Source organism: Neobacillus niacini, from assembly GCF_046591715.1.
In the GTDB taxonomy this organism is placed as follows: domain Bacteria; phylum Bacillota; class Bacilli; order Bacillales; family Cytobacillaceae; genus Neobacillus; species Neobacillus niacini_L.
The window spans coordinates 244,024-264,889 of sequence record NZ_JAWVNQ010000001.1; the positions used below are offsets into that span (position 1 = coordinate 244,024).

Here is a 20,866-nt window from a genome sequence, read left to right on the forward strand (position 1 = left end):
CGGTACGTCAGAAAAAATACCCAGGGTTTATGGATGCTTATTCCCCTGGGTATTACGATAGTTTCTTTCGGAGACTTTAACGAGCAATCGCTGCTAGTTTTGGGCATTACCAAACATTAGCTTACTTTAGTAAATTATAAGCTTACACTCTATTTTTTAAATAAGATTTTATATTAATAAACGGAGGTTCATGATTATGATTCAATTGAAAACCAAATTTCCAGAAAATTTTTTATGGGGCGGCGCTACTGCAGCAAATCAAATAGAAGGTGGAAGTGATGAGGGAGGAAAAGGTCTTTCTGTGGCTGACGTTTATATTTTCGACGAGAATATGCCAAAAGAACGATGGACCGATCAATGGCACATGATGACCCATAAACAAGTAGAAGAAGCAATGGACCCTAACAGTACAAAACATTATCCAAAAAGACACGGAATTGATTTTTATCATCATTATAAGGAAGATATTGCCCTGTTTGCTGAAATGGGTTTTAAAGTTTATCGAATGAGCCTTGCGTGGACTCGTATTTTTCCAAACGGGGATGAATCTATTCCAAATGAAGAAGGATTAGCGTTTTATGACCGAGTTTTCGATGAACTGCTTAAACATGGAATTGAACCGCTTGTCTCACTCTCTCATTATGAAATGCCTCTTCATCTTGCAACAAAATATGGTGGATGGGTAAACCGGAAAGTAATTGATTATTATGTAAGATTCGCAACTACAGTATTTAAGCGTTATAAAGAAAAGGTAAAATATTGGATTACTTTCAATGAAATCAACTGTGTGAAACATCATCCTTGGACAAGTATAGGCGTTGTTGAAGAAAATCACCCACATATCGAACAAGCAAAGTTTCAAGGAGCTCATCATCAATTTGTTGCAAGTGCAATGGCGACAAAAGTATGGAAAGAAATGAAACCAAAAGTTAATGTGGGGACAATGATTAGCTATCAACTCCTCGTTCCATATAGCTGTAATCCGGACGATATACAAAAAACGGTTGAAAAACAACGTGAGTCACTATTTTTCACTGATGTTCAAGCAAGGGGTAATTATCCAGCTTATACTGCTAGGATGCTAGAAGAAAAAAATGTGGTTTTAGAAACACAACCAGAAGATGAACAAATCATGAGAGAAAATCCGGTAGATTTTATATCTTTTAGTTACTATATGTCCAGTGCTGTAAGCTCCCAACCTGAAAAATTAGAAGGTGCGGTTGGCAATTTAATTACAGGAGGAGTTGAAAATCCTTATTTGCCAAAAAGTGATTGGGGTTGGCAAATTGATCCAAAGGGATTAAGAACGGCATTAAACCAATTATATGATCGTTACCAAAAACCATTATTTGTTGCTGAAAATGGTTTAGGTGCGGTAGATATAGTAAAAGAAGATGGTACCATTGAAGATGATTACCGTATTGATTATTTACGAAAACATATTGAACAAATAAAAGAAGCCATCATGGATGGTGTTGATGTATTTGGTTATACATCTTGGGGGTGTATTGATATGATTAGTGCTTCAACAAGCCAAATGTCAAAGAGATACGGCTATATCTATGTGGATCAGGATGACTTAGGCAATGGAACGCTTGAACGCAAGAAGAAAAAATCATTCCATTGGTATAAAAAAGTTATTGCTAGTAATGGCGAACAACTAGATTAATAAAAAATAATAATTAGTTAGGCTTCATAGAAGAAAAAAATATTAAAAAAGATAATAATTCTTTTTACAAAAGTGAGGAAGTTCAATGGTTGAAAAAATTTATACAATAATTGATGACACAGGAATTCATGCCCGTCCCTCTACAGCGTTAGTTAATGCTGCTTCTCCATTTAAATCGGAAGTAACAATTGAGTATAATGGGAGACAAGTTAACCTAAAATCGATTATGGGAGTAATGTCGCTAGGAATTCCAAAAGGAGCGAATGTAAAAGTAGTTGCAATAGGTGATGATGAATTAGAGGTAATTTCAAGAATAGATGATGTAATGGTTAATGAAGGACTTGCCAGCTAAGGGCAATGAAGTGTAAATTTATGTGAATAATTGTATGTGGAAGGTTCACCAATGGTGAACTTTCCTGTTTCTTAGTTGTTAGCACTGAATATTTATGCTTTCAGTAGTTTTACACTTACCGGAATTTTAAAGATAGGGAAATATATCTATTTTAAAAAGACATGGGGGGGAATCCATTAATGAACGGAATGATGCTTTTTTTATGTATTGTATGGGGGTTTAATTTTGTCATTATGAAACTGGGCAATGACGCGTTCCCGCCTGTTTTGTTTGCTGCCTATCGTTTTTTGCTTGGGGCAATTGTACTTTTTGGGTTAACCTGGTTTAAAAAAATCCCTCTTCCTGGTAAACGTGAACTAAAATGGTTTATTTTATGCGGGCTTCTGCAGACGACGTATTTTAACATTGCAATCCAAATTTCTTTAAATTATATAAATGCAGGGCTTACTTCTGTTCTTACATACAGCATGCCATTGTTCCTCTCACTTTTGGCTCATTATTTCATTCCTGGAGAGAAATTGACTGTTATTAAGACAGGAGGAATACTGATTGGAATAATAGGATTGTTCTTAGCAATGGATATTCAATTTGGAGGGAATATATGGGCTCCCATTTTAGCATTAAGCTCAGCAGTAACATGGGCTCTATCTAGTTTAATTTTCAAAAGAAAGTTGCAGGGCTGTGACACAATTCAATTTACTACATGGCAAATGGCAGCAGGGGCAATTGGCTTGTTTTTATATTCTTTCAGTTTTGAACATGGAGAGTCACATTGGAGTCTTATGGCTCTAGTATACCTTTTATATTCCGGAATTTTAGCCTCAGCATTAGCTTTTGTTATTTGGTCTTATATTCTTTCTAAGATGGAAGCTAGTAAAGCATCGATTTCATTGCTAATTGTACCCGTAGTTGGGACTCTTTCGGGTTTCATATTTTTAAAGGAAGAACTAAATTCTATTACATTAATAGGAATAATTTTGGTACTTTTAGGAGTTTGGCTGGTAAATAATGCAGACTCTGCCCGTTTTCTCATTAGAAAATCATCAACTCTAAATAGGTAAATAAGAACAGTGCTGTAAATGCGTCAGGGGGCTCCTCAACTTTAAATTGCCCTTTTTCAACACTTAAGACTTTGTGAATTAATGTACTTAAAGTAACGGGTGCTTTAACACAATAAGGAATAAAATAAAGATATAAAAATATGCAAGTTTTTATGCATTACAATTATTTGTGTATTTTGGCTTTTTTACATTCATAAAATATACTTTACTGCATTTTTTTTTAATGCTAAATACATCTTGTTGCCAGCCTGATCCGCTTTCCAAAGTTCAAGAGAACCCTTAATATAAGGGTTTTTTTTGTTGAACAAAATTTGTGGATAATAATAGTTTTAAGGTTTAGGAGTTTTAAGTTCTACTAATTAATAGTTTTATTCTCTTATTCAATGATTCAATCATTACCATAATTTTCAAAAGATAACTATAAACAATACGAAATAAGTAATATAATGGAATTATTATACTAATTGTGAGGGTTTTATCTATGCCATATACGATCAAGTCTTCTGAAAAACTTAGACCGTCTGGTGCTGAATACGAAACGAAGGCACTATTATACTTGATGAACTTTAGAACTGATAGTCCTGAAGTCTATTATTATGTTGTAGACTTTTTTAACGATTTAACAGGAATGAATAGAACTGGAAGAAAAATGTGGGATATACAATCGAAAGGAGCTAAGAATTCTTCACCTAGAGCACTAGGAAAAGAACTAGTTACTTTATATAAAAATTATACAAGTGATTTTGACTTTGATTATTTTGTATTATTTTTAGGAGGAGTTTCAAATACCGTCAGAATTGATGATAAAAAGAATATTTTTGATATCAATAATATTAAACCAAGCGCATATAAGCAATTGAAGCAAGGTTTATTAGAAGAGTGTAATGATAAAAATTACATAGATGATTCGAAAATCAGCGATAAAGAGATAGTTGAATTTCTAAAAAAAGTTCAATTTGTTGTTGATGATAAAATGCCATATGAATATGTAAAGTCCATTATAAAAACCCATACCAAGTTAATTCCTAATGAAGGAATATTAAATGGTATTTTTAATGAGATTAGAGATAAACAAGCAAGTAAAAAAAATTCCAGCGTTGTTGAAAATATCACTATTACAACTACACATGAAGCATTAAATCATTCTCGGCATTTAACGGCTGGCGAGATTAGGTTATTAACACTTTCTCGGATTATTAACAGAAATCTATTTGATCAAGGACCTCCCTTGCCTTTTTATATTATTTTAAATAATATCCCAGATGAAAGGAAAAAAGACGTGATATTAGAAAGTCGGTTGGCACTATCTAGAGCATTGTTTAATAAAAATAACGCTAATACTTTTTGGAGTCTATTTGAAAATATTTATTCCACAATAGTTCAAAATCCTTTGGATAATGTAAATGTACTTTATGATAAATTAAATAACGATATTGTAGAACAATGTTACGATTTTGAGGTGATTTCATTAAAGTATTTTATTTCTTTAATTAAGGATGGTATTGAATAATGATAATTAAAAAAGTTGGAATAGGTAATGAGCATGAAGCATTTATTGAAAATAGATTTTCGGAGAAGATGAATATTATTTCTAGTGATGATAATAACCGAGGGAAGACTATTTTAATTCAAGGAATGATGTATGCACTAGGCAATAACCCTGTATTCCCTTCAACTTTCAATTACACTAAATATTATTATGTAGTTGAGTTTCTTTATAACGATATTATTTATAAAATCTGTAGAAATAAGGATTTATTTTTTATTCAATTCAATGAATCTTTGATGCTTTTTGAAAATGTTTCGGAATTGAAGCGATATTGGCATAAGAATATAATGCCTTTGCCAATAATAACTAAAAATGATTTCACACGAATAGTTGATCCTGAACTTTATTTACAAGTTTTTTTTGTAGGGCAAGATAAAAAAGATACTTCAAATATTGCAAACAAAGGATTGTACAATAAAGAGGATTTCATAAATATGCTTTATTCATTAGCTGGGATAAAGAATGATAATGTAGATTTCGATAGCATTAAAAACATACAACAGAAGCTCGCAAATTTAAAGGATGAGAAGAAACTTTTATTGCAACAATCAAAAATTTTGAAATCTCAGAAGAAGCCTATTTCATATTTAAGTAGCGCGAATGACAGAATTAATTTTAAAAATCATCTTGATAAAATTGAAAAAGTTAAAGAGAAATTAACTGAATTAAATAAAGATCGAAATAAAAATATAAATAGAAAACTAAAATGCGAAATAACTATTAAAGAGTTAAATTCTTTAAATAGAAATTTGGATTCCGGTGAGTTAATTTGTTTAGATTGTGGAGCCAATCATATTGGCTATAAAGTTTCTCCTAAACAAACGTATTCATTCGATGTATCAACGCCGGAAATCCGAAAGCAAATTATAGAATCGATTAATAATAAAATTTATGATTATAAAGAAGAAGTCGAACGTATAACTCTATTAATCACTAGTGAACAATCTAAACTTAAAGAATTATTATCTGTGGAAGAAATCTCATTAGAATCTTTAATTGCATATAAAGATGATGTGTATAGTGTTTCAGATGCAGAAAACAAATTGAACTCTATCGAAGTTGATATAAAAAAATTAGAAAATCAATTGAGAGAAGCTTCAAATGATAAAGAAGTTGTTAAGGTAGAACAAAATAACCTCTTTGATTCGATTTTAAAAACAATGAATAAGAATTATAAATCGGTTGATGCTTTAGGTAATATAGAGTTCGATAATATCTTTACTAAAAAAACAGAAACTTATTCTGGCAGTGAACAAACTATTTATCATTTAGTAAAAATCTATTCTTTAGCCAAAATACTAAACCATGATTATCCAATTGTTGTTGATTCATTCCGTGCAGAAGATTTATCAACTAAAAAAGAAAAAGTTATTTTAGAAATATTTCACAAATTGGATAATCAAGTAATTTTAACAACCACATTAAAGAAAGAAGAAATTGGAAAATATGACAAAAAGGAGTTTGATTTTATCAATCATATTGATTATTCTAATCATTCTCCAAGTAAAATTCTTCAGTCTAAGTATGTAAACGAGTTTAAAAAATTTCTTGTGAATTTTGCTGTAAATATCTAATAAGTTATACATTTTCTTATTCAAATGGGATCTTTAACTTTAATTTCTGAGTAAGAACACTTAAATTAATAGACATTTATAAAGTCACAAAATGGTCACGCAATTGAGATAAAAGGCGAATTTTTGAGGATTTATAAGGAAAAACAAAATGCAAAAATCATCAATTATAGCGGTTTACGGCTATAAGGGGAAAACAGAGGAATCCTTGGATCTACTTTGACAGGGTTGAGGTCGGGGGTTCGAACCCCTCACAGGTCATAAAAAAAATCCTAACGTCTTACTGATGTTAGGATTTTTTTTATCAAAACCCATTACAAGAGTATTGTGAAAGAATTGTGAACAAGTAATGTTGAGTCTTTACAATATTTTTTTATGTTCTATAATACCCATATAGGTATAAACCCAATAGGGTATTCCTTGAGGCTTGAAAATAAATATTGTTAGTATATTTAGTTCTCATATATGGAGGGGTTTTTATTATGACTAAGAAAATTATCATTGTTGGTGGAGTTGCCGGCGGAGCGACAGCTGCAGCTAGATTAAGAAGAATAAGTGAAGATGTAGAGATTGTACTTGTTGAACGTGGAGAACATATATCATTTGCAAACTGCGGTTTACCTTATTATATTGGCGAAACGATTAAGGATAGAAGTAAGTTATTGGTACAAACCGTAAAAGGTATGTCAGATCGATTTAACCTTGATATTCGCAATTTAAGTGAAGTAATGAGCATAAATCCTGAAAAGAAGAGTGTAATGATAAAGGATTTACAAACAGGGGAAGTATATGAAGAATCTTATGACAAGCTATTGTTATCTCCTGGAGCAAGACCAATTGTGCCGCCTATTCCAGGATTAAATGAAAATACAACTTTATTTACATTAAGAAATATTCCTGATACGGATAAAATCAAAAACCATGTAGATAACAATCATCCCAAAAGGGCTGTAGTTATAGGTGGTGGATTTATTGGAATTGAGATGGCTGAGAACCTTGTTGATCGAGGAATCGAAGTGACACTTATTGAAATGGCCAATCAAATTATGGCACCAATTGATTACGAAATGGCGAGTATTTTACACGCTCATTTAAAAGAGAAAGGTGTTCAACTGATATTAGAAAATGGAGTCCAATCATTTGCTGAACATGGTAAGAAAGTAATTCTATCAGATGGAACAGAAATCCAAACTGATATGACTATTCTTTCGATCGGTGTTAGACCAGAAAATGAATTAGCAAAAACAGCAGGACTGGAATTAGGAGAGCGTGGAGGTATTGTTGTTAATGACTTCCTTCAAACTTCTAATGAAGATATCTATGCTGCTGGAGACGCAGTAGAAGTCATTGATTATATTAGTGGTACCAAGGCGATGATTCCATTAGCTGGTCCTGCAAACCGACAAGGGCGTATCGCTGCGAATAACATGATGGGCAAAAAAGAGAAGTACCAGGGGACATTAGGTACTTCGATTGCAAAGGTATTTGATTTAACCGTTGCAGCTACAGGAAACAATGAGAAAACATTGAAGCGTTTAGGTGTAAATTATGAGGTTGTTCATATTCATCCAAGCTCTCATGCAGGTTATTATCCAGGAGCCGCACCAATTGCATTAAAAGTAATCTTTGATAAAGAAACAGGAAAAATCTTTGGTGCACAGGCAGTAGGTGCAGACGGCGTTGACAAACGAATTGACGTTATTGCGACAGCTATTAAGGGTGGATTAACAGTAGAAGATTTAACAAATTTAGAATTATCTTATGCACCACCGTTTTCTTCAGCTAAGGATCCTGCCAATATGGCAGGTTATGTGGCAACAAATATCATGGAGGGTGAGTTAGAGCATATTCAATGGCATGAGGTTGATCAAATCGTATCAGAAGGTGGGCTTTTAATCGATGTTCGCGAACCAATGGAACGTGAATTTGGTTTTATTGAAGGTTCCATTAATATCTCCTTGAACGACCTGCGAACTAAATTAGATGAAATACCAAAAGATAAGACGGTTTATGTAAGCTGTCAGGTAGGATTAAGAGGGTATTTAGCAAGCCGGATTCTAAAAAATAATGGTTATCAGGTAAAAAATGTGGATGGCGGCTGGAAAACGTATTCGTCTGTATATGGAAGCAATATAAATAAGACTGTTGAAACAAAAACAAACGACCTTGGTGAGACAGAGATCGTAAAAGAAAATAAAATACATGTAGACACCGTAGTAGATGTTAGTGGTTTAACATGTCCAATGCCGATAATAAAATTAAAAAAAGGTATTGATTCATTGGAAAGCGGTCAAGTCATAGAGCTTCATGTAACAGACCGTGGCGCTTTAAATGACCTGCCAGCATGGTCAAGTAACGCAGGACATACCCTTTTAAAGACAGAACAAGAAGAGAAACTTATTAAATTCTGGATAAAAAAGAAATAAGTAACAGGTATTCATGATTTATGAAACTATCGCAAAATTGACCGTACTTTACAGCGGGCATTTATTTGAGAAAATTATTATTGACATTATACCTATAGGGGTATATTATTAAATCTGTCCTTGATAATAGTTTTGTTGCAGGAGGTATAGATGATATATTTAATTTTATCATTATTAGTAATTCTAGTTATACTATATAAAAGATATTTTCCTGTTTGGGGTGTAAAATGTTCTGAATTAGAAAAAATTGATTTGACTAACTTACAAATTCTTGATGTAAGAGATTATAATGAATCCTATAATAACCCAATTGATGGAGTACTTAATATTCCAATAGCGTATTTAAAACGCCGTATAAATGAGATTCCACAAAGAGATATACATTTAGTCGTATCAAGTATACTAGAAAAAAATGTTGGAATTCGTGCCTTAAAGCATAAGGGATATAGAATTGTTGGCTATTCAATTGCAGGTCAAAATCAAAATGAAATAAAAAAATGTCATTTAGAAATAAACTGTTAGAGGAGGTAATAGTATGGATTATAATGATCAAATCAAAAATAGGGTAAAACGAATCGAAGGGCAGCTTAGAGGAATCCTGCGTCTTATGGAAGAAGAAAAGGATTGTAAAGATGTCATTACTCAGTTATCTGCTGCGAGAACAGCAATTGATCGAACAATAGGAGTAATTGTAAGTTCAAATTTAGTCGAGTGTGTTAAAAAAGCAGAGGAATCACAAGAAAGAAGTGCAGAAGAATTAATTAAAGAAGCTGTAGACCTATTAGTGAAGAGTCGATAAAAAAGGGTTGACACCCTCTTTTATTTTCATTACCATAATACCCATAGGGGTAATGGTAATAGATCTTTTTTTATTGAAAAATATACCCGTATAGGTAATTAATAAATAGGAGGTCATCAAAATGACTGAGAAGAAAAAAACAACGATAGTCTTATTGAGCGGCGATTATGATAAAGCAATGGCAGCTTATATTATTGCGAATGGTGCTGCAGCCTATGATCATGAAGTAACAATCTTTCACACTTTCTGGGGATTAAATGCTTTAAGAAAAGAAGAGAATATTTCAGTTGAAAAAGGATTCCTAGAGAAAATGTTTGCAAAAATGATGCCTAGAGGTGCAGATAATATGGGACTTTCTAAAATGAACTTTGCTGGTTTTGGACCTAAGCTGATTAAGAAGGTTATGAAAAAACATAATGCAATTCCTCTTCCTCAACTTATCGAGATGGCGCAAGAGCAAGATATAAAGTTGATTGCATGTACCATGACAATGGATTTACTAGGTTTGCAAGAAAAAGAACTATTAGACAACATTGAATATGCAGGAGTGGCAGCCTATTTAGCAGAAGCTGAAGAAGGTAATGTCAATCTGTTCATTTAACTCAAAACTATAGGAGGCAATAGAATTGGAATATATAAATTACGTTATAATTGGAATTTTAATATACATTATCGGTTCTCGTTTCATGCCTGCTAACGGTATACGAAATATTTCAACACTAGAATTAAAAAGTGAATTAAAGGATAAAAATAAATTGTTTATAGATGTAAGAACTCCTGGCGAATATAAAAGAACTCACATTAAAGAATTTAAGAATATTCCACTTAACCTGCTTGCACAAAAAGCGGAGAAGGAACTTCCAAAAGATAAGGAAATAATTGTTATTTGTCAAAGTGGAATGAGAAGCGTGCAGGCAAGTAAGATATTAAAAAAATTTGGCTATACAAAAGTAACAAACGTAAAAGGCGGTATGAATGCTTGGTCATTATAAATGAATAAAGAGGAGGAGTTTTAATATGAAAGCTATAGCTGCAAAGGAAGTTGAACAATTACTAAATGAAGGGGAAAAATTAGATATTATTGATGTTCGTGAAGTAGATGAAGCAGCAGCTGGAATGATACCCGGTGCTGTAAACATTCGGTTAGGATTATTGGAGTTTCGTATGCATGAATTAGATAAATCAAAAGAATATATTATCGTTTGCCGTTCCGGAGGCAGAAGTGCTCAAGCTGTGCAATTTCTTGAGTACCAAGGATTTAATGTCATTAATATGACTGGTGGAATGCTTTCCTGGGAAGGAAATGTAGAATAAATTTTTTTAAACAACCAAATACCCCAACGGGTATAAAAATGGAGGCTATAAGATGGAGAACATGAAAGCAAACTTAATTTTAGATGCAAAAGGATTAGCTTGTCCAATGCCGATTGTTAAGACCAAAAAGGCAATGAATGAATTAGAGGCTGGTCATGTACTAGAAGTCCAAGCAACAGATAAAGGGTCAAAAGCTGACATTAAGGCATGGGCCGAAAGCTGCGGTCATCAGTATTTAGGTACATTAGAGGAAGGTAACGTTTTAAAACACTACCTAAGAAAATCAGCTAGTGATGAAAAGATAGAGAGAAAACACCCAAATGTAATGAACAATGAAGAGCTTGAGTCGAGACTCGAATCGAATGAAAAGATTGTTGTTCTGGATGTTAGGGAGACAGCAGAATATGCCTTTAATCATATCCCGAATGCTATTTCAATTCCATTGGGTGAGTTAGACAATCGTCTTGATGAATTAAAAAAAGAGGAAGACATTTTTGTAGTCTGCAGAACTGGAAATCGTAGTGATCTCGCTGCACAAAAGTTAATAGAAAAAGGATTCACTAATGTTGTTAATGTAGTTCCAGGGATGAGTAAATGGTCTGGCAAAACAACAAGCTTTCTAAAATAAGTATCAAATTTTTTTAACTCGAAATATACCATAGGGGGTAAATTGTGATGTCTGTAAATATAATGACTTCAAAAGAGGTAACGAAAAAAGTATTTAACAAGGAAGATCTATTTATTCTAGATGTTCGTAATGAGAGTGACTTTCAGGATTGGAAAATTGAAGGTGAAAACTTTGAGTACTTTAACATTCCTTATTTTGAATTACTAGATGGTGTTGAAGGGATTATGGATAAGGTTCCTTTTGATAAAGAAATTTTGGTAGTGTGTGCTAAGGAAGGATCATCTATCATGGTGGCTGAAATGCTCTCTGATGCGGGGCTTGAGGTTTCTTACCTAAAGGGTGGTATGAAAGCTTGGAGTGAGCATTTAGAACCTGTAAAAGTCGGAGACTTGAAGAATGGCGGCGAAATTTATCAGTTTGTACGTATTGGAAAAGGATGTTTATCTTACATGGTTGTGTCGAACAATGAGGCTGCCATTATTGACGCAACTCGTATGACGGATTTTTATCTTGAATTTGCTGATAGTCTCGGTGCGAAAATTACTCATGTTTTTGACACACACCTGCATGCTGATCACATTTCCGGTGGACTAAACATTGCAGAAAAAACTGGCGCAGCGTATTGGCTGCCTCCAAAAGATGCAACAGAAGTTACGTTTGCCTTCAAGCCATTAGATGATGGAAGTGATGTAGAAATTGGAAATGTAAAGATTAACATCCATGCTCTATATTCTCCAGGTCATACCATTGGGTCTACTTCCTTTATTGTGGATGAAAAATTCTTACTTTCAGGTGATATCCTGTTCATTGACTCAATCGGTCGACCAGATTTAGCCGGCTTAGCTCAAGATTGGGTTGGTGATTTGAGAGAAAGTCTCTATAAACGCTACAAAGAATTATCAGAGGATTTAATCGTCCTTCCTGCTCACTTTATGATCATAGAAGAACTAAATGAAGATGGCAGTGTATCAGAAAAATTAGGAACACTATACGCAAAGAACCATGGTTTGAACATTGAAGACGAAAATGAGTTCAGAAAATTGGTAACAGAAAACTTACCGCCACAACCAAATGCGTATCAAGAAATTCGTGAAACGAATATGGGTAAAATCAATCCCGATGAGGAGCAACAACGTGAAATGGAAATCGGACCAAATCGCTGTGCAGTTCGATAAGTAATACAAATATTAGGAGGTAAAAGAAATGGAAGCAAATAAGATTTTAGATGCAAAAGGGTTAGCATGTCCGATGCCGAATTGTAAAGACAAAAAAGGCTATGAATGAATTAGAAAGTGGTCAAGTGTTAGAAATACATGCGACGGATAAAGGGGCAAAAAATGACCTTACGGCATGGGCAAAATCAGGTGGTCACGAGGTTGTGAAACATGAAGTGGAGAACGATGTTTTGAAGCTCTGGATAAAGAAAGGATAAAAAATAGGGAACCGATTGGGGTTCTCTTTTCTTAAGGGGGAGGAAGTACCATGGATATCGGCTTTATTATTACTATTTTCTTAATAGGTTTTATTGGTTCATATATATCTGGAATGTTAGGAATAGGCGGTTCCATTATTAAATATCCGATGCTTTTATATATCCCGCCATTATTTGGTTTGGCATCGTTTAGTGCCCATGAAGTATCAGGAATAAGCGCTGTTCAGGTGTTTTTTGCGACAATCGGCGGGGTTTGGGCATACCGTCAAGGGAGCTATTTAAATAAAACATTAATTGGATATATGGGAGTTAGCATTTTAGTTGGTAGTTTTGTTGGCGGTTTTGGTTCAAGGTTAATGTCAGAGGGAGGAATTAATCTAGTTTATGGGATATTAGCATTAATAGCCGCTGTCATGATGTTTGTTCCGAAAAAGGGAATTGATGATATTCCTCTAGATAAAGTGAAGTTTAATAAATGGCTTGCAGCATCCCTAGCATCAATTGTTGGAATTGGTTCTGGAATTGTTGGAGCAGCAGGGGCATTTCTATTAGTTCCCATCATGCTGGTTGTATTAAAAATACCAACACGTATGACGATTGCTTCTTCATTGGCTATAACGTTTCTATCCTCGATTGGTGCCACTGCAGGAAAAATTACTACGGGACAAGTAGAATTTCTACCTTCCGTAATGATGATTATTGCAAGTCTTATTGCCTCACCCTTAGGTGCTATGGCTGGGAAAAAGATAAACACCAGGTTCCTACAAATCATGTTGGCAGTATTAATTTTAGCAACAGCCATAAAAATTTGGATGGATATATTATTTTGATTTATTTTTGAAAAGAACCCATCATAAGCTGGATGGGTTCTTCTTTCTCAAATCTAGGAATAATTGTTAATTCTCAATCTCATAACCCCAGTTATTCATACCGCCGGTCATGTTATAAATATTTGCAAAAGAATTGCCTGTTAAAATTTCACTGGCTTGTGCAGAACGATTTCCGCTGCGGCAAACTACTAAATAGGATTCATCTTTATTTAAATTATGCAATTTATTTTCTAATTCTTGTAGTGGTATCAATTTTGCATTAGGAATATGGCCTTCTTGATACTCTTGTGAGGTTCTAACATCCAACACAACTACTTCCTGATTGTCGATTAGTGCCTTTGCTTCCTCTGTGGATACATTTCTATACCCTTCGGAACCAATTCCACATGCAGTAAGAGATACTACGGCTGCTATTATCAGTAACAAGTGAGTGAAACGATTCATCATTTTATGTCCTCCTTTAGTGCTGCTTGCTCCTATTATACCTCGTAGGGTAAAGGGATCTTGGACTAGAATTTGAATAAATAACAACATTTTTACTTTTTGGGGCAATTCTCTTCAAGAGACTGCCCCTTCTACGTCTCTAGTCCTATATGAAAATCAAGCTCAAGCTCAATTATATGAAACACTGAAAGAAGGTAAGATGATATCAAGAAAGCAAAGGAGGAAAACAAAATGAAAAAATTAGGTTTATTTTTAGCTGGAGGATTTGCAGCGATGATCTTACTTTCTACTCTTGGACCGATGGTGGGGTTACTGATAAGTCTCGCGGTTTTATATTTAATCTACAAACAGTTCATAAAAGCAGAATCAACGGGTTGGAAGATTGTGCTTGGAGTTTTTGGAGTCATTTTTCTATTGGCCTCTATTTCTAACGCACCTGCTATTATTGGTCTTGTGGCTGCCTACGTTCTTTACCTTGTTTATAAAAACTGGAATTCCAAGAAACATACTGTAATTAATGAAGAATCTGATCCATTTGTAAATTTTGAAAAGCAATGGAATGAACTAAATAACTATTAAACGCATGGATAGCAGTACTCCATGCGTTTCTTTTATTTATCAGCTTTGTTTTTTTATCCAATTTATGTAGTTATCCATCACAGTATCAATGAACTGAACTGTAGGTTCATGAATCAGATTTCCAGTGTCATCAAGCTTTTCATGAACGGCACCTATAAATACTTCATTTCCTGGAAGTGTCAATGCAGAAATTCCAGGGGAGTTTAAAATCTGACGCAGGTGCATTTGTGCTCGTGCGGTTCCTAATACTCCAGGGGAACTGCCGACAATCATGACTGGTTTGTTCACCATTACCTTATCAACACGAGAAAACCAATCAATTGCATTTTTCAAAAAGGCAGGAATGGAATGATTGTATTCAGGTGTAACGAATAGTACTCCATCACTGTCAGCTACTTTTTTCTTAATCTCAATTACGATTTCCGGCGGTGTCAGCTCATCATCTTGGTTATACATCGGAAGTTTTTCAATTGGAAGAATTTCAATCTCAGCAGTCATTTCATATCGCTTTTGCATGAATTGTGCTAGTTTTTTGTTAAAAGATTCTTTACGATTACTTCCTACAAGTGCAACAATTTTCACCTAAAATCTCTCCTTTCAGTCAGTTTTAATCATAACATGCTGATGAAAGGAATTCATTTTCGAAGGACTGAACAAATTTAAAAATGAAAAGAACCCTAACATAGAGTCATGATAGGATTCTTATAAGGCAAGTAATTTTAAACGTGTTTAATTATTCTACAATTGAAATAATTGGGGGTTTACTCAAATATGGCATTAGATTTTTAACGTCCCCTTGGACTTCTATCCCTTCAGGAGAAGACATAGCTTGGTTTAATGCCTCTAAGTTATCAAAACGAAGTTCAGCAAATAAAAATAATTGATCGCTAGTGTTTTGAGTTTGTAACACCTGATGTACTTCAGCACCATTAAGATAAGGCATTTTTTTCACTAAAGGGATATGTACATTGTAATAATACTCTTCAAACCCCTCTTGATCCCTCGGTTGATCATAAATAACAATCACTTTTGCCATTTCTTTTCCTCCTGTAATTTGTAGTATTTTCAATCTGTGAAGACTAATATCTAGTAGTTCTTAAAGACTATTATAAGATCGGTTAATACCAATTATTATATAAACCGTTCGACAACAAAAGCACTAGATAATGAAACTTTCAGTCCAAAGTTTCGTATAATTAAAAAGTAATATTTTACAAAAATGGAAACAGGGGTGTTACGATGGAAAATCAAACAGAAATGATCACAAAACAACAGAAGCCATCACTATTCGGAATGTTTACAAGTCCGGGCGAACAGTTTGAGAGGATTAAACTGTCTCCAAAAATCTGGGTGCCGCTCTTCATTGTCAGCATCCTTTACGCAATCGGGATGACTTTTATGGCATTATCAATGGACGCCTCAACCTTAATTGAACAAGGAGTTCCAGAAGACCAAGTTGATCTTGTATTAGGTATTACAAAAGTTACCGTTGCCATTACAGGTATCCTTACACCAATTATAGGGGTCCTTATTAGCAGTGCAATCCACTTAATTATTACTAAGATTGCTAGTTCTCCCGTAACATTTAAACAATTATTCTCAATGAATACGCATATCATGGTAATCGGTGCAATTGGGGTCATTCTAAATACTGCGATTAGATATGCCATTGGCGGAAATCCAGAAATCTATGTTACTAGTTTAGCAGGGGTACTAAATCAAGAAAAAACTGGTATTTTAAGTTCTTTTGAGATTTTTTCTATCTGGACAATGATTGTTACGGCTATTGGACTTCATAAAACCGCACAATTATCAAAAGGACTTGCTTGGACTATCGCAATTGTCTTCTTCCTAATCGGAATTGGCTTTGCTTTAATCGGCAGTCTGCTGCAAGGAGCTCAGGTGCTGTAATGAAAAAGAAAACATGGATTATGATTAGTGTGATCAGCCTGGTCATCATCATGATTTCTGTCAGCGTTTATCGGGAAGTTTATGCAAAAGGACCTTCCGTAGAAACTACTGAAATGAAGGAGGAGGAAATTTCCTCCTTATTAATGATTCCAGGTACTGTAAAACTTGAAGAGGAACAAATTATTTATCCATCTCCTGAAAAAGGAGAACTTAAAGAGCTGCTAGTAAGTGAGGGTCAGGAAGTTAAAAAGGGAACAGTTGTGGCCAGACTTCAAAATCCTCAGTTAGATTTGGAAATGGAACAATATAAACTTTCAATCGAATCTGCAAATCTGAAAATAAATCAACTTGATAAACAATTGAAGCAATTAAAGGAAAAAGAAAAGAGTCTAGCAAATCAAGTGGGGAAAGAGGAAGCAAAAAAACAGCTTGATCCTGAATATCAACAAATAGAGATGGAAAAGAAGCTTGCTAATATAGAATTGAAGCAAACAAATCTTCAAAAGGAAATGATGGATAAACGCCTAAGTGACTTGGAGATTATCAGTACAATTGACGGTGTTGTCCTATCTGTTAATAAACTTGCATCTTCCTCTCTTGAGGTGAGTATGGCTGAGCCTATCGTACATATTGGAAAACTTGATAATATGATAGCGATGGGTCTGTTATCTGAATATGACACAATGAAAGTAAACAGCGGACAGAAAGTGGTTCTCCGCTCGGACGCTGTACCTGACCAAGAGTGGACTGGAGAAATTATTAAGATATCACTTCTTCCTGAACAAACTCAAACTCCACTTCAAGGCGGAAGTCAGGCTGTACAGTATCCCGTAACGACGAAGATTTCGGGTGACAGTAAATCATTAAAGCCAGGGTTCCAAATTATCATGGAGATTGAAACAGACAAAAAAATAGCACATGTACTTTCATTAAATGCATTACATGATGATGGAGAACAGCCTTATGTTTTTATCGTTCAGGATGGCAAGGCGAGTAAGAAGAACATTAAAACAGGCATCACATCGGGAGAAAAAATCGAAATCATGGAAGGTTTATCAAAAGAAGACAAAATTATCATTAAAGGTCCAGATTCACTAAAGGATGGTATGGATGTGACCATAAAATGATTGAACTAGATTCCATTACTAAGACGTATTTGCTTGGAAAAGAAAGTATTAATGTTTTAGATAATATTAGTTTAAGAATTGATCAGGGTGAATTCGTTGCTATTATGGGGCCCTCGGGATCTGGAAAGTCAACATTAATGAATATGATCGGCTGTTTGGATAAACCAACTTCCGGCAGCTACATACTTAATGGCGAAAATGTTTCCCATTATAGTGAAAATGAACTTGCAAGGGTTAGGAACCAATCAATTGGTTTTGTGTTTCAGCAATTTCATTTATTACCTCGTCTATCTGCATTAAAAAATGTAGAGCTTCCAATGATTTATAGAGGAGTATCTAAAGCGGAACGACAATCAAGAGCAATAGAAGCATTAAAGAAAGTCGGATTATCTGACCGTATGGATCACCTCCCAAACGCCTTATCTGGCGGGCAAAAACAGCGTGTAGCAATAGCAAGAGCGATTGTTAATAAGCCTAAAATTATACTAGCAGACGAGCCGACTGGGGCACTTGATTCAAAGACCAGCATCGATATTATGGAGCAATTCCAGGAACTAAATGAAATAGAAGGCGTTACCGTAATTGTTGTTACCCATGAATCGGAAGTGGCGGAATATGCCAATCGTACGATATATGTTCGAGATGGTATGATTCAGCTTCCCCAAGCTTCTAATATGGGGGGATCTGAATGACTTTTATGGAAAACCTGTTCATGGCATTAAGTTCGCTAAAGGCACATAAAATGCGGAGTATTTTAACCATGCTCGGAATCATTATTGGTGTAGGGGCAGTAATCATAGTTGTGGCAATTGGCCAGGGCGGAGAAGCAATGCTTAAAACCCAAATTACTGGTCCAGGTAACACAGTAGAACTGTTTTATCAGCCCTCTGATGAAGAAATCAGATCAAATCCAAACATTTTCATGCAGGCTCCCTTTAAACAGGAGGATATACGGGCTCTAGAACAAATACAAGAAATCAAAAGCATTGTCGCTTCCGGAACGATAATGTCATCTGTAAGGTTTAAGCAGGAAACTGCTGATGTATCTTCCACCGGTATTAATCAAGCGTATGTAAAATTAAACGAAATGAAAGTGGATAAAGGGCGAAGTTTTTCTACTTCAGATTTCCTCGGCGGCCGTCGTGTAGGCTTAGTAAGCCATGTAGTCCAGGAGGAGTTGTTTAAGGGTGATAATCCCATTGGAGAAGTCATTTCAGTAGCCAATCAGCCGATTGAAATAATCGGTGTTTTAGAAAAACCGTCAGGTCTTCTATCGTTCAGTTCTATGGAGGTGTATCTGCCCTTTCAAACATGGCGGACGATATATGGCAGCAGCGACTACACCCAGGTAACTCTTCAAGCTGAATCCTCTGATGAGTTAGAGATTGCAGGTAAAAAGGCCGCTAGACTATTAAACAACCTGCATAACACAGAAGATTCCTATCAAGTGCTCAATATGGAAGAAATTGCTGCAGGAATTGGGCAGATTACTAGAATTATGACAATTATTATCGGCAGTATTGCAGGAATTTCGTTATTTGTTGGCGGCATTGGTGTAATGAATATCATGCTTGTATCCGTAACAGAGCGTACAAGAGAAATCGGAATTCGAATGGCACTTGGAGCTACAAGAGGACAGGTGCTAACTCAATTTCTTATTGAATCGATTACACTTACACTAATTGGCGGCATTCTCGGTATATTTCTGGGATGGGGAGCAGCTAGTATTGTAAGTTTCTTTGCTGGGTGGCCATCTTTGATATCGTGGCAGGTAGTGTTAGGCGGGGTTGTCTTTTCGATGGTGATTGGGGTTGTCTTCGGACTCCTGCCGGCAAATAAGGCTTCAAAACTAGACCCCATCGAATCATTAAGATATGAATAGAAGTTTTGTTTGAATATTCAGTAAACATATACTATAATAATTTCAACTCGGATGTATGAGTAAAATAATTGAAGCAGGGAGACGAGCTGAGTATGGAAAAAGTTAGTGTAGAAAGTAGAGGCTATTTTGGTGAGTTTGGGGGAAGTTTTGTTCCTAGTGAGCTGCAGGTTGTCTTGGACGGCTTGGAAGAACAATTTTTAAAGTTCAAAGATGATCCCGACTTCATTGAGGAATTCAACTATTACCTTAAAGAATATGTTGGGCGTGAAAACCCGCTGACTTATGCAGAGAATTTAACGAAACAAATTGGCGGAGCAAAAATCTATCTAAAACGAGAAGATTTGAACCATACAGGTGCTCACAAGATAAATAATGCAATCGGGCAAATATTATTGGCAAAAAGAATGGGTGCAAAACGAATTATAGCTGAAACAGGAGCAGGCCAGCATGGTGTTGCAACAGCAACGGCATGTGCCATGTTTGGAATGGAATGTATTATCTACATGGGGAAACTCGACACAGAGCGTCAAGCGTTAAACGTCTTTAGGATGGAACTATTAGGGGCAAAAGTAATTCCAGTTGAGAAAGGGCAGGGCCGATTAAAAGATGCTGTGGACGAAGCATTGGCTGACTTAGTTCAAAACTATCAAACTACCTTTTATTTATTGGGTTCAGCTGTTGGTCCGCATCCATATCCAACTATGGTTAAACATTTTCAGGCCATTATTAGTAAAGAATCTAAGCGCCAAATCATTGAAAAAGAAGGAAAACTGCCTAGTGCGGTTATTGCTTGTACTGGCGGCGGCAGTAATGCTATTGGTGCATTTGCTCATTATATTGATGAAAAATATGTACGTTTAATTGGGGTCGAGCCACAAGAAGCACCAACCTTAACAAAAGGAACCCCGGCAGTCATTCATGGTTTTAAATGCTTAACGTTATTAGATGAAAATGGTAACCCACAGCCAACCTATTCTATTGCAGCTGGATTAGATTATCCGGGTGTGGGACCAGAGCATAGTCAATTGAAAACAAGCGGAAGAGCAGAATATGTTACGGTTACAGGGCAGGAAGCATTGGAAGCTTTTCAGAACCTAAGTAAAACAGAGGGGATTATCCCAGCTTTAGAAAGCTCTCACGCTGTTGCTTATGCGATTAAGCTGGCAAAGGATTTACCGAAAGATGATGTCCTGATTGTCAACTTGTCAGGTCGTGGTGATAAAGATGTCGAGCAGGTTTTTAGTATGTTAAAAAAATAATAGGTGATCAAAAGCGACGTATCTGCTAAAGAT

At 35.1% G+C, this 20,866-nt stretch carries 23 protein-coding genes and 1 pseudogene; 21 read left to right on the plus strand and 3 right to left on the minus strand.

Annotation, left to right across the window (positions count from 1 at the left end; translation table 11 throughout):
• Window positions 1–196 precede the first annotated feature (196 nt).
• From SFC47_RS01295 to SFC47_RS01365, 15 genes and pseudogenes are all read left to right on the plus strand, one after another.
• Window positions 197–1,669, plus strand: coding sequence for a glycoside hydrolase family 1 protein (locus SFC47_RS01295; RefSeq protein ID WP_411252424.1), 1,473 nt, complete (start codon window positions 197–199; stop codon window positions 1,667–1,669).
• 85 nt (window positions 1,670–1,754) lie between these two features.
• A complete protein-coding gene (locus SFC47_RS01300) occupies window positions 1,755–2,021 on the plus strand; it encodes a phosphocarrier protein HPr (RefSeq protein WP_411252425.1) in 267 nt (88 codons plus the stop codon).
• A 179-nt stretch (window positions 2,022–2,200) separates the two neighbouring features.
• Window positions 2,201–3,082 (plus strand): DMT family transporter, encoded by an 882-nt coding sequence (locus tag SFC47_RS01305; RefSeq protein ID WP_411252426.1) that lies wholly within the window; start codon window positions 2,201–2,203, stop codon window positions 3,080–3,082.
• Between the two features lie 481 nt (window positions 3,083–3,563).
• Entirely contained in the window at window positions 3,564–4,592 is a 1,029-nt protein-coding gene (locus SFC47_RS01310; protein ID WP_411252427.1) for a hypothetical protein, read from the plus strand.
• Window positions 4,592–6,205: a hypothetical protein gene (locus tag SFC47_RS01315; protein ID WP_411252429.1), complete on the plus strand. Its 1,614-nt coding sequence runs from the start codon at window positions 4,592–4,594 to the stop codon at window positions 6,203–6,205. The genes SFC47_RS01310 and SFC47_RS01315 overlap by 1 nt, the downstream gene beginning before the upstream one ends.
• 479 nt (window positions 6,206–6,684) lie before the next feature.
• Window positions 6,685–8,628: a CoA-disulfide reductase gene (locus SFC47_RS01320; RefSeq protein WP_411252431.1), complete on the plus strand. Its 1,944-nt coding sequence runs from the start codon at window positions 6,685–6,687 to the stop codon at window positions 8,626–8,628.
• Between the two features lie 150 nt (window positions 8,629–8,778).
• The gene (locus SFC47_RS01325; RefSeq protein WP_411252433.1) at window positions 8,779–9,150 is read left to right on the plus strand and encodes a rhodanese-like domain-containing protein; all 372 of its coding nucleotides are present in this window, start codon (window positions 8,779–8,781) and stop codon (window positions 9,148–9,150) included.
• Window positions 9,151–9,163: 13 nt separating this feature from the next.
• The gene (locus SFC47_RS01330; RefSeq protein ID WP_411252435.1) at window positions 9,164–9,427 is read left to right on the plus strand and encodes a metal-sensitive transcriptional regulator; all 264 of its coding nucleotides are present in this window, start codon (window positions 9,164–9,166) and stop codon (window positions 9,425–9,427) included.
• Between the two features lie 121 nt (window positions 9,428–9,548).
• Entirely contained in the window at window positions 9,549–10,028 is a 480-nt protein-coding gene (locus SFC47_RS01335) for a DsrE/DsrF/DrsH-like family protein (RefSeq protein WP_411252436.1), read from the plus strand.
• A gap of 25 nt (window positions 10,029–10,053) precedes the next feature.
• Window positions 10,054–10,419: a rhodanese-like domain-containing protein gene (locus tag SFC47_RS01340; protein WP_411252437.1), complete on the plus strand. Its 366-nt coding sequence runs from the start codon at window positions 10,054–10,056 to the stop codon at window positions 10,417–10,419.
• A gap of 25 nt (window positions 10,420–10,444) precedes the next feature.
• Window positions 10,445–10,741, plus strand: a complete 297-nt coding sequence (locus SFC47_RS01345) for a rhodanese-like domain-containing protein (protein ID WP_411252439.1) — start codon at window positions 10,445–10,447, stop codon at window positions 10,739–10,741.
• Between the two features lie 52 nt (window positions 10,742–10,793).
• Window positions 10,794–11,369, plus strand: a complete 576-nt coding sequence (locus SFC47_RS01350; RefSeq protein WP_411252441.1) for a sulfurtransferase TusA family protein — start codon at window positions 10,794–10,796, stop codon at window positions 11,367–11,369.
• A 47-nt stretch (window positions 11,370–11,416) separates the two neighbouring features.
• Window positions 11,417–12,544: an MBL fold metallo-hydrolase gene (locus SFC47_RS01355; RefSeq protein WP_411252442.1), complete on the plus strand. Its 1,128-nt coding sequence runs from the start codon at window positions 11,417–11,419 to the stop codon at window positions 12,542–12,544.
• Window positions 12,545–12,572: 28 nt separating this feature from the next.
• A pseudogene (locus SFC47_RS01360) lies at window positions 12,573–12,801 on the plus strand (sulfurtransferase TusA family protein).
• Between the two features lie 50 nt (window positions 12,802–12,851).
• Window positions 12,852–13,631 carry a sulfite exporter TauE/SafE family protein gene (locus SFC47_RS01365; protein WP_411252444.1) on the plus strand — a complete coding sequence of 260 codons (780 nt, stop codon included), beginning with the start codon at window positions 12,852–12,854 and terminating at the stop codon, window positions 13,629–13,631.
• Between the two features lie 66 nt (window positions 13,632–13,697).
• Here SFC47_RS01365 and SFC47_RS01370 read toward each other — a convergent pair whose 3' ends face one another.
• Window positions 13,698–14,078 carry a rhodanese-like domain-containing protein gene (locus SFC47_RS01370; RefSeq protein WP_411252445.1) on the minus strand — a complete coding sequence of 127 codons (381 nt, stop codon included), beginning with the start codon at window positions 14,076–14,078 and terminating at the stop codon, window positions 13,698–13,700.
• A 228-nt stretch (window positions 14,079–14,306) separates the two neighbouring features.
• Between SFC47_RS01370 and SFC47_RS01375 the strand changes: the two genes are divergently transcribed.
• Window positions 14,307–14,654 (plus strand): lmo0954 family membrane protein, encoded by a 348-nt coding sequence (locus SFC47_RS01375; RefSeq protein WP_411252447.1) that lies wholly within the window; start codon window positions 14,307–14,309, stop codon window positions 14,652–14,654.
• 39 nt (window positions 14,655–14,693) lie between these two features.
• On the opposite strand, the gene SFC47_RS01380 is transcribed toward SFC47_RS01375, so the two are convergent.
• Window positions 14,694–15,236 (minus strand): NADPH-dependent FMN reductase, encoded by a 543-nt coding sequence (locus SFC47_RS01380; RefSeq protein WP_411252449.1) that lies wholly within the window; start codon window positions 15,234–15,236, stop codon window positions 14,694–14,696.
• 151 nt (window positions 15,237–15,387) lie between these two features.
• Window positions 15,388–15,690, minus strand: a complete 303-nt coding sequence (locus SFC47_RS01385) for an EthD family reductase (RefSeq protein ID WP_411252451.1) — start codon at window positions 15,688–15,690, stop codon at window positions 15,388–15,390.
• 203 nt (window positions 15,691–15,893) lie between these two features.
• Between SFC47_RS01385 and yknW the strand changes: the two genes are divergently transcribed.
• From yknW to trpB, 5 genes are all read left to right on the plus strand, one after another.
• Window positions 15,894–16,565 (plus strand): YknW family membrane protein, encoded by a 672-nt coding sequence (yknW, locus tag SFC47_RS01390; protein ID WP_411252453.1) that lies wholly within the window; start codon window positions 15,894–15,896, stop codon window positions 16,563–16,565.
• Entirely contained in the window at window positions 16,565–17,692 is a 1,128-nt protein-coding gene (locus SFC47_RS01395) for an efflux RND transporter periplasmic adaptor subunit (protein ID WP_411252455.1), read from the plus strand. The genes yknW and SFC47_RS01395 overlap by 1 nt, the downstream gene beginning before the upstream one ends.
• Entirely contained in the window at window positions 17,689–18,384 is a 696-nt protein-coding gene (locus SFC47_RS01400; protein ID WP_411252457.1) for an ABC transporter ATP-binding protein, read from the plus strand. The genes SFC47_RS01395 and SFC47_RS01400 overlap by 4 nt, the downstream gene beginning before the upstream one ends.
• A complete protein-coding gene (locus SFC47_RS01405; protein WP_411252458.1) occupies window positions 18,381–19,574 on the plus strand; it encodes an ABC transporter permease in 1,194 nt (397 codons plus the stop codon). Before SFC47_RS01400 ends, SFC47_RS01405 begins: the two co-directional genes overlap by 4 nt.
• 92 nt (window positions 19,575–19,666) lie before the next feature.
• Complete coding sequence (gene trpB, locus SFC47_RS01410; RefSeq protein ID WP_411252460.1) at window positions 19,667–20,833, plus strand: tryptophan synthase subunit beta; 1,167 nt, start codon at window positions 19,667–19,669, stop codon at window positions 20,831–20,833.
• Window positions 20,834–20,866: the final 33 nt, after the last annotated feature.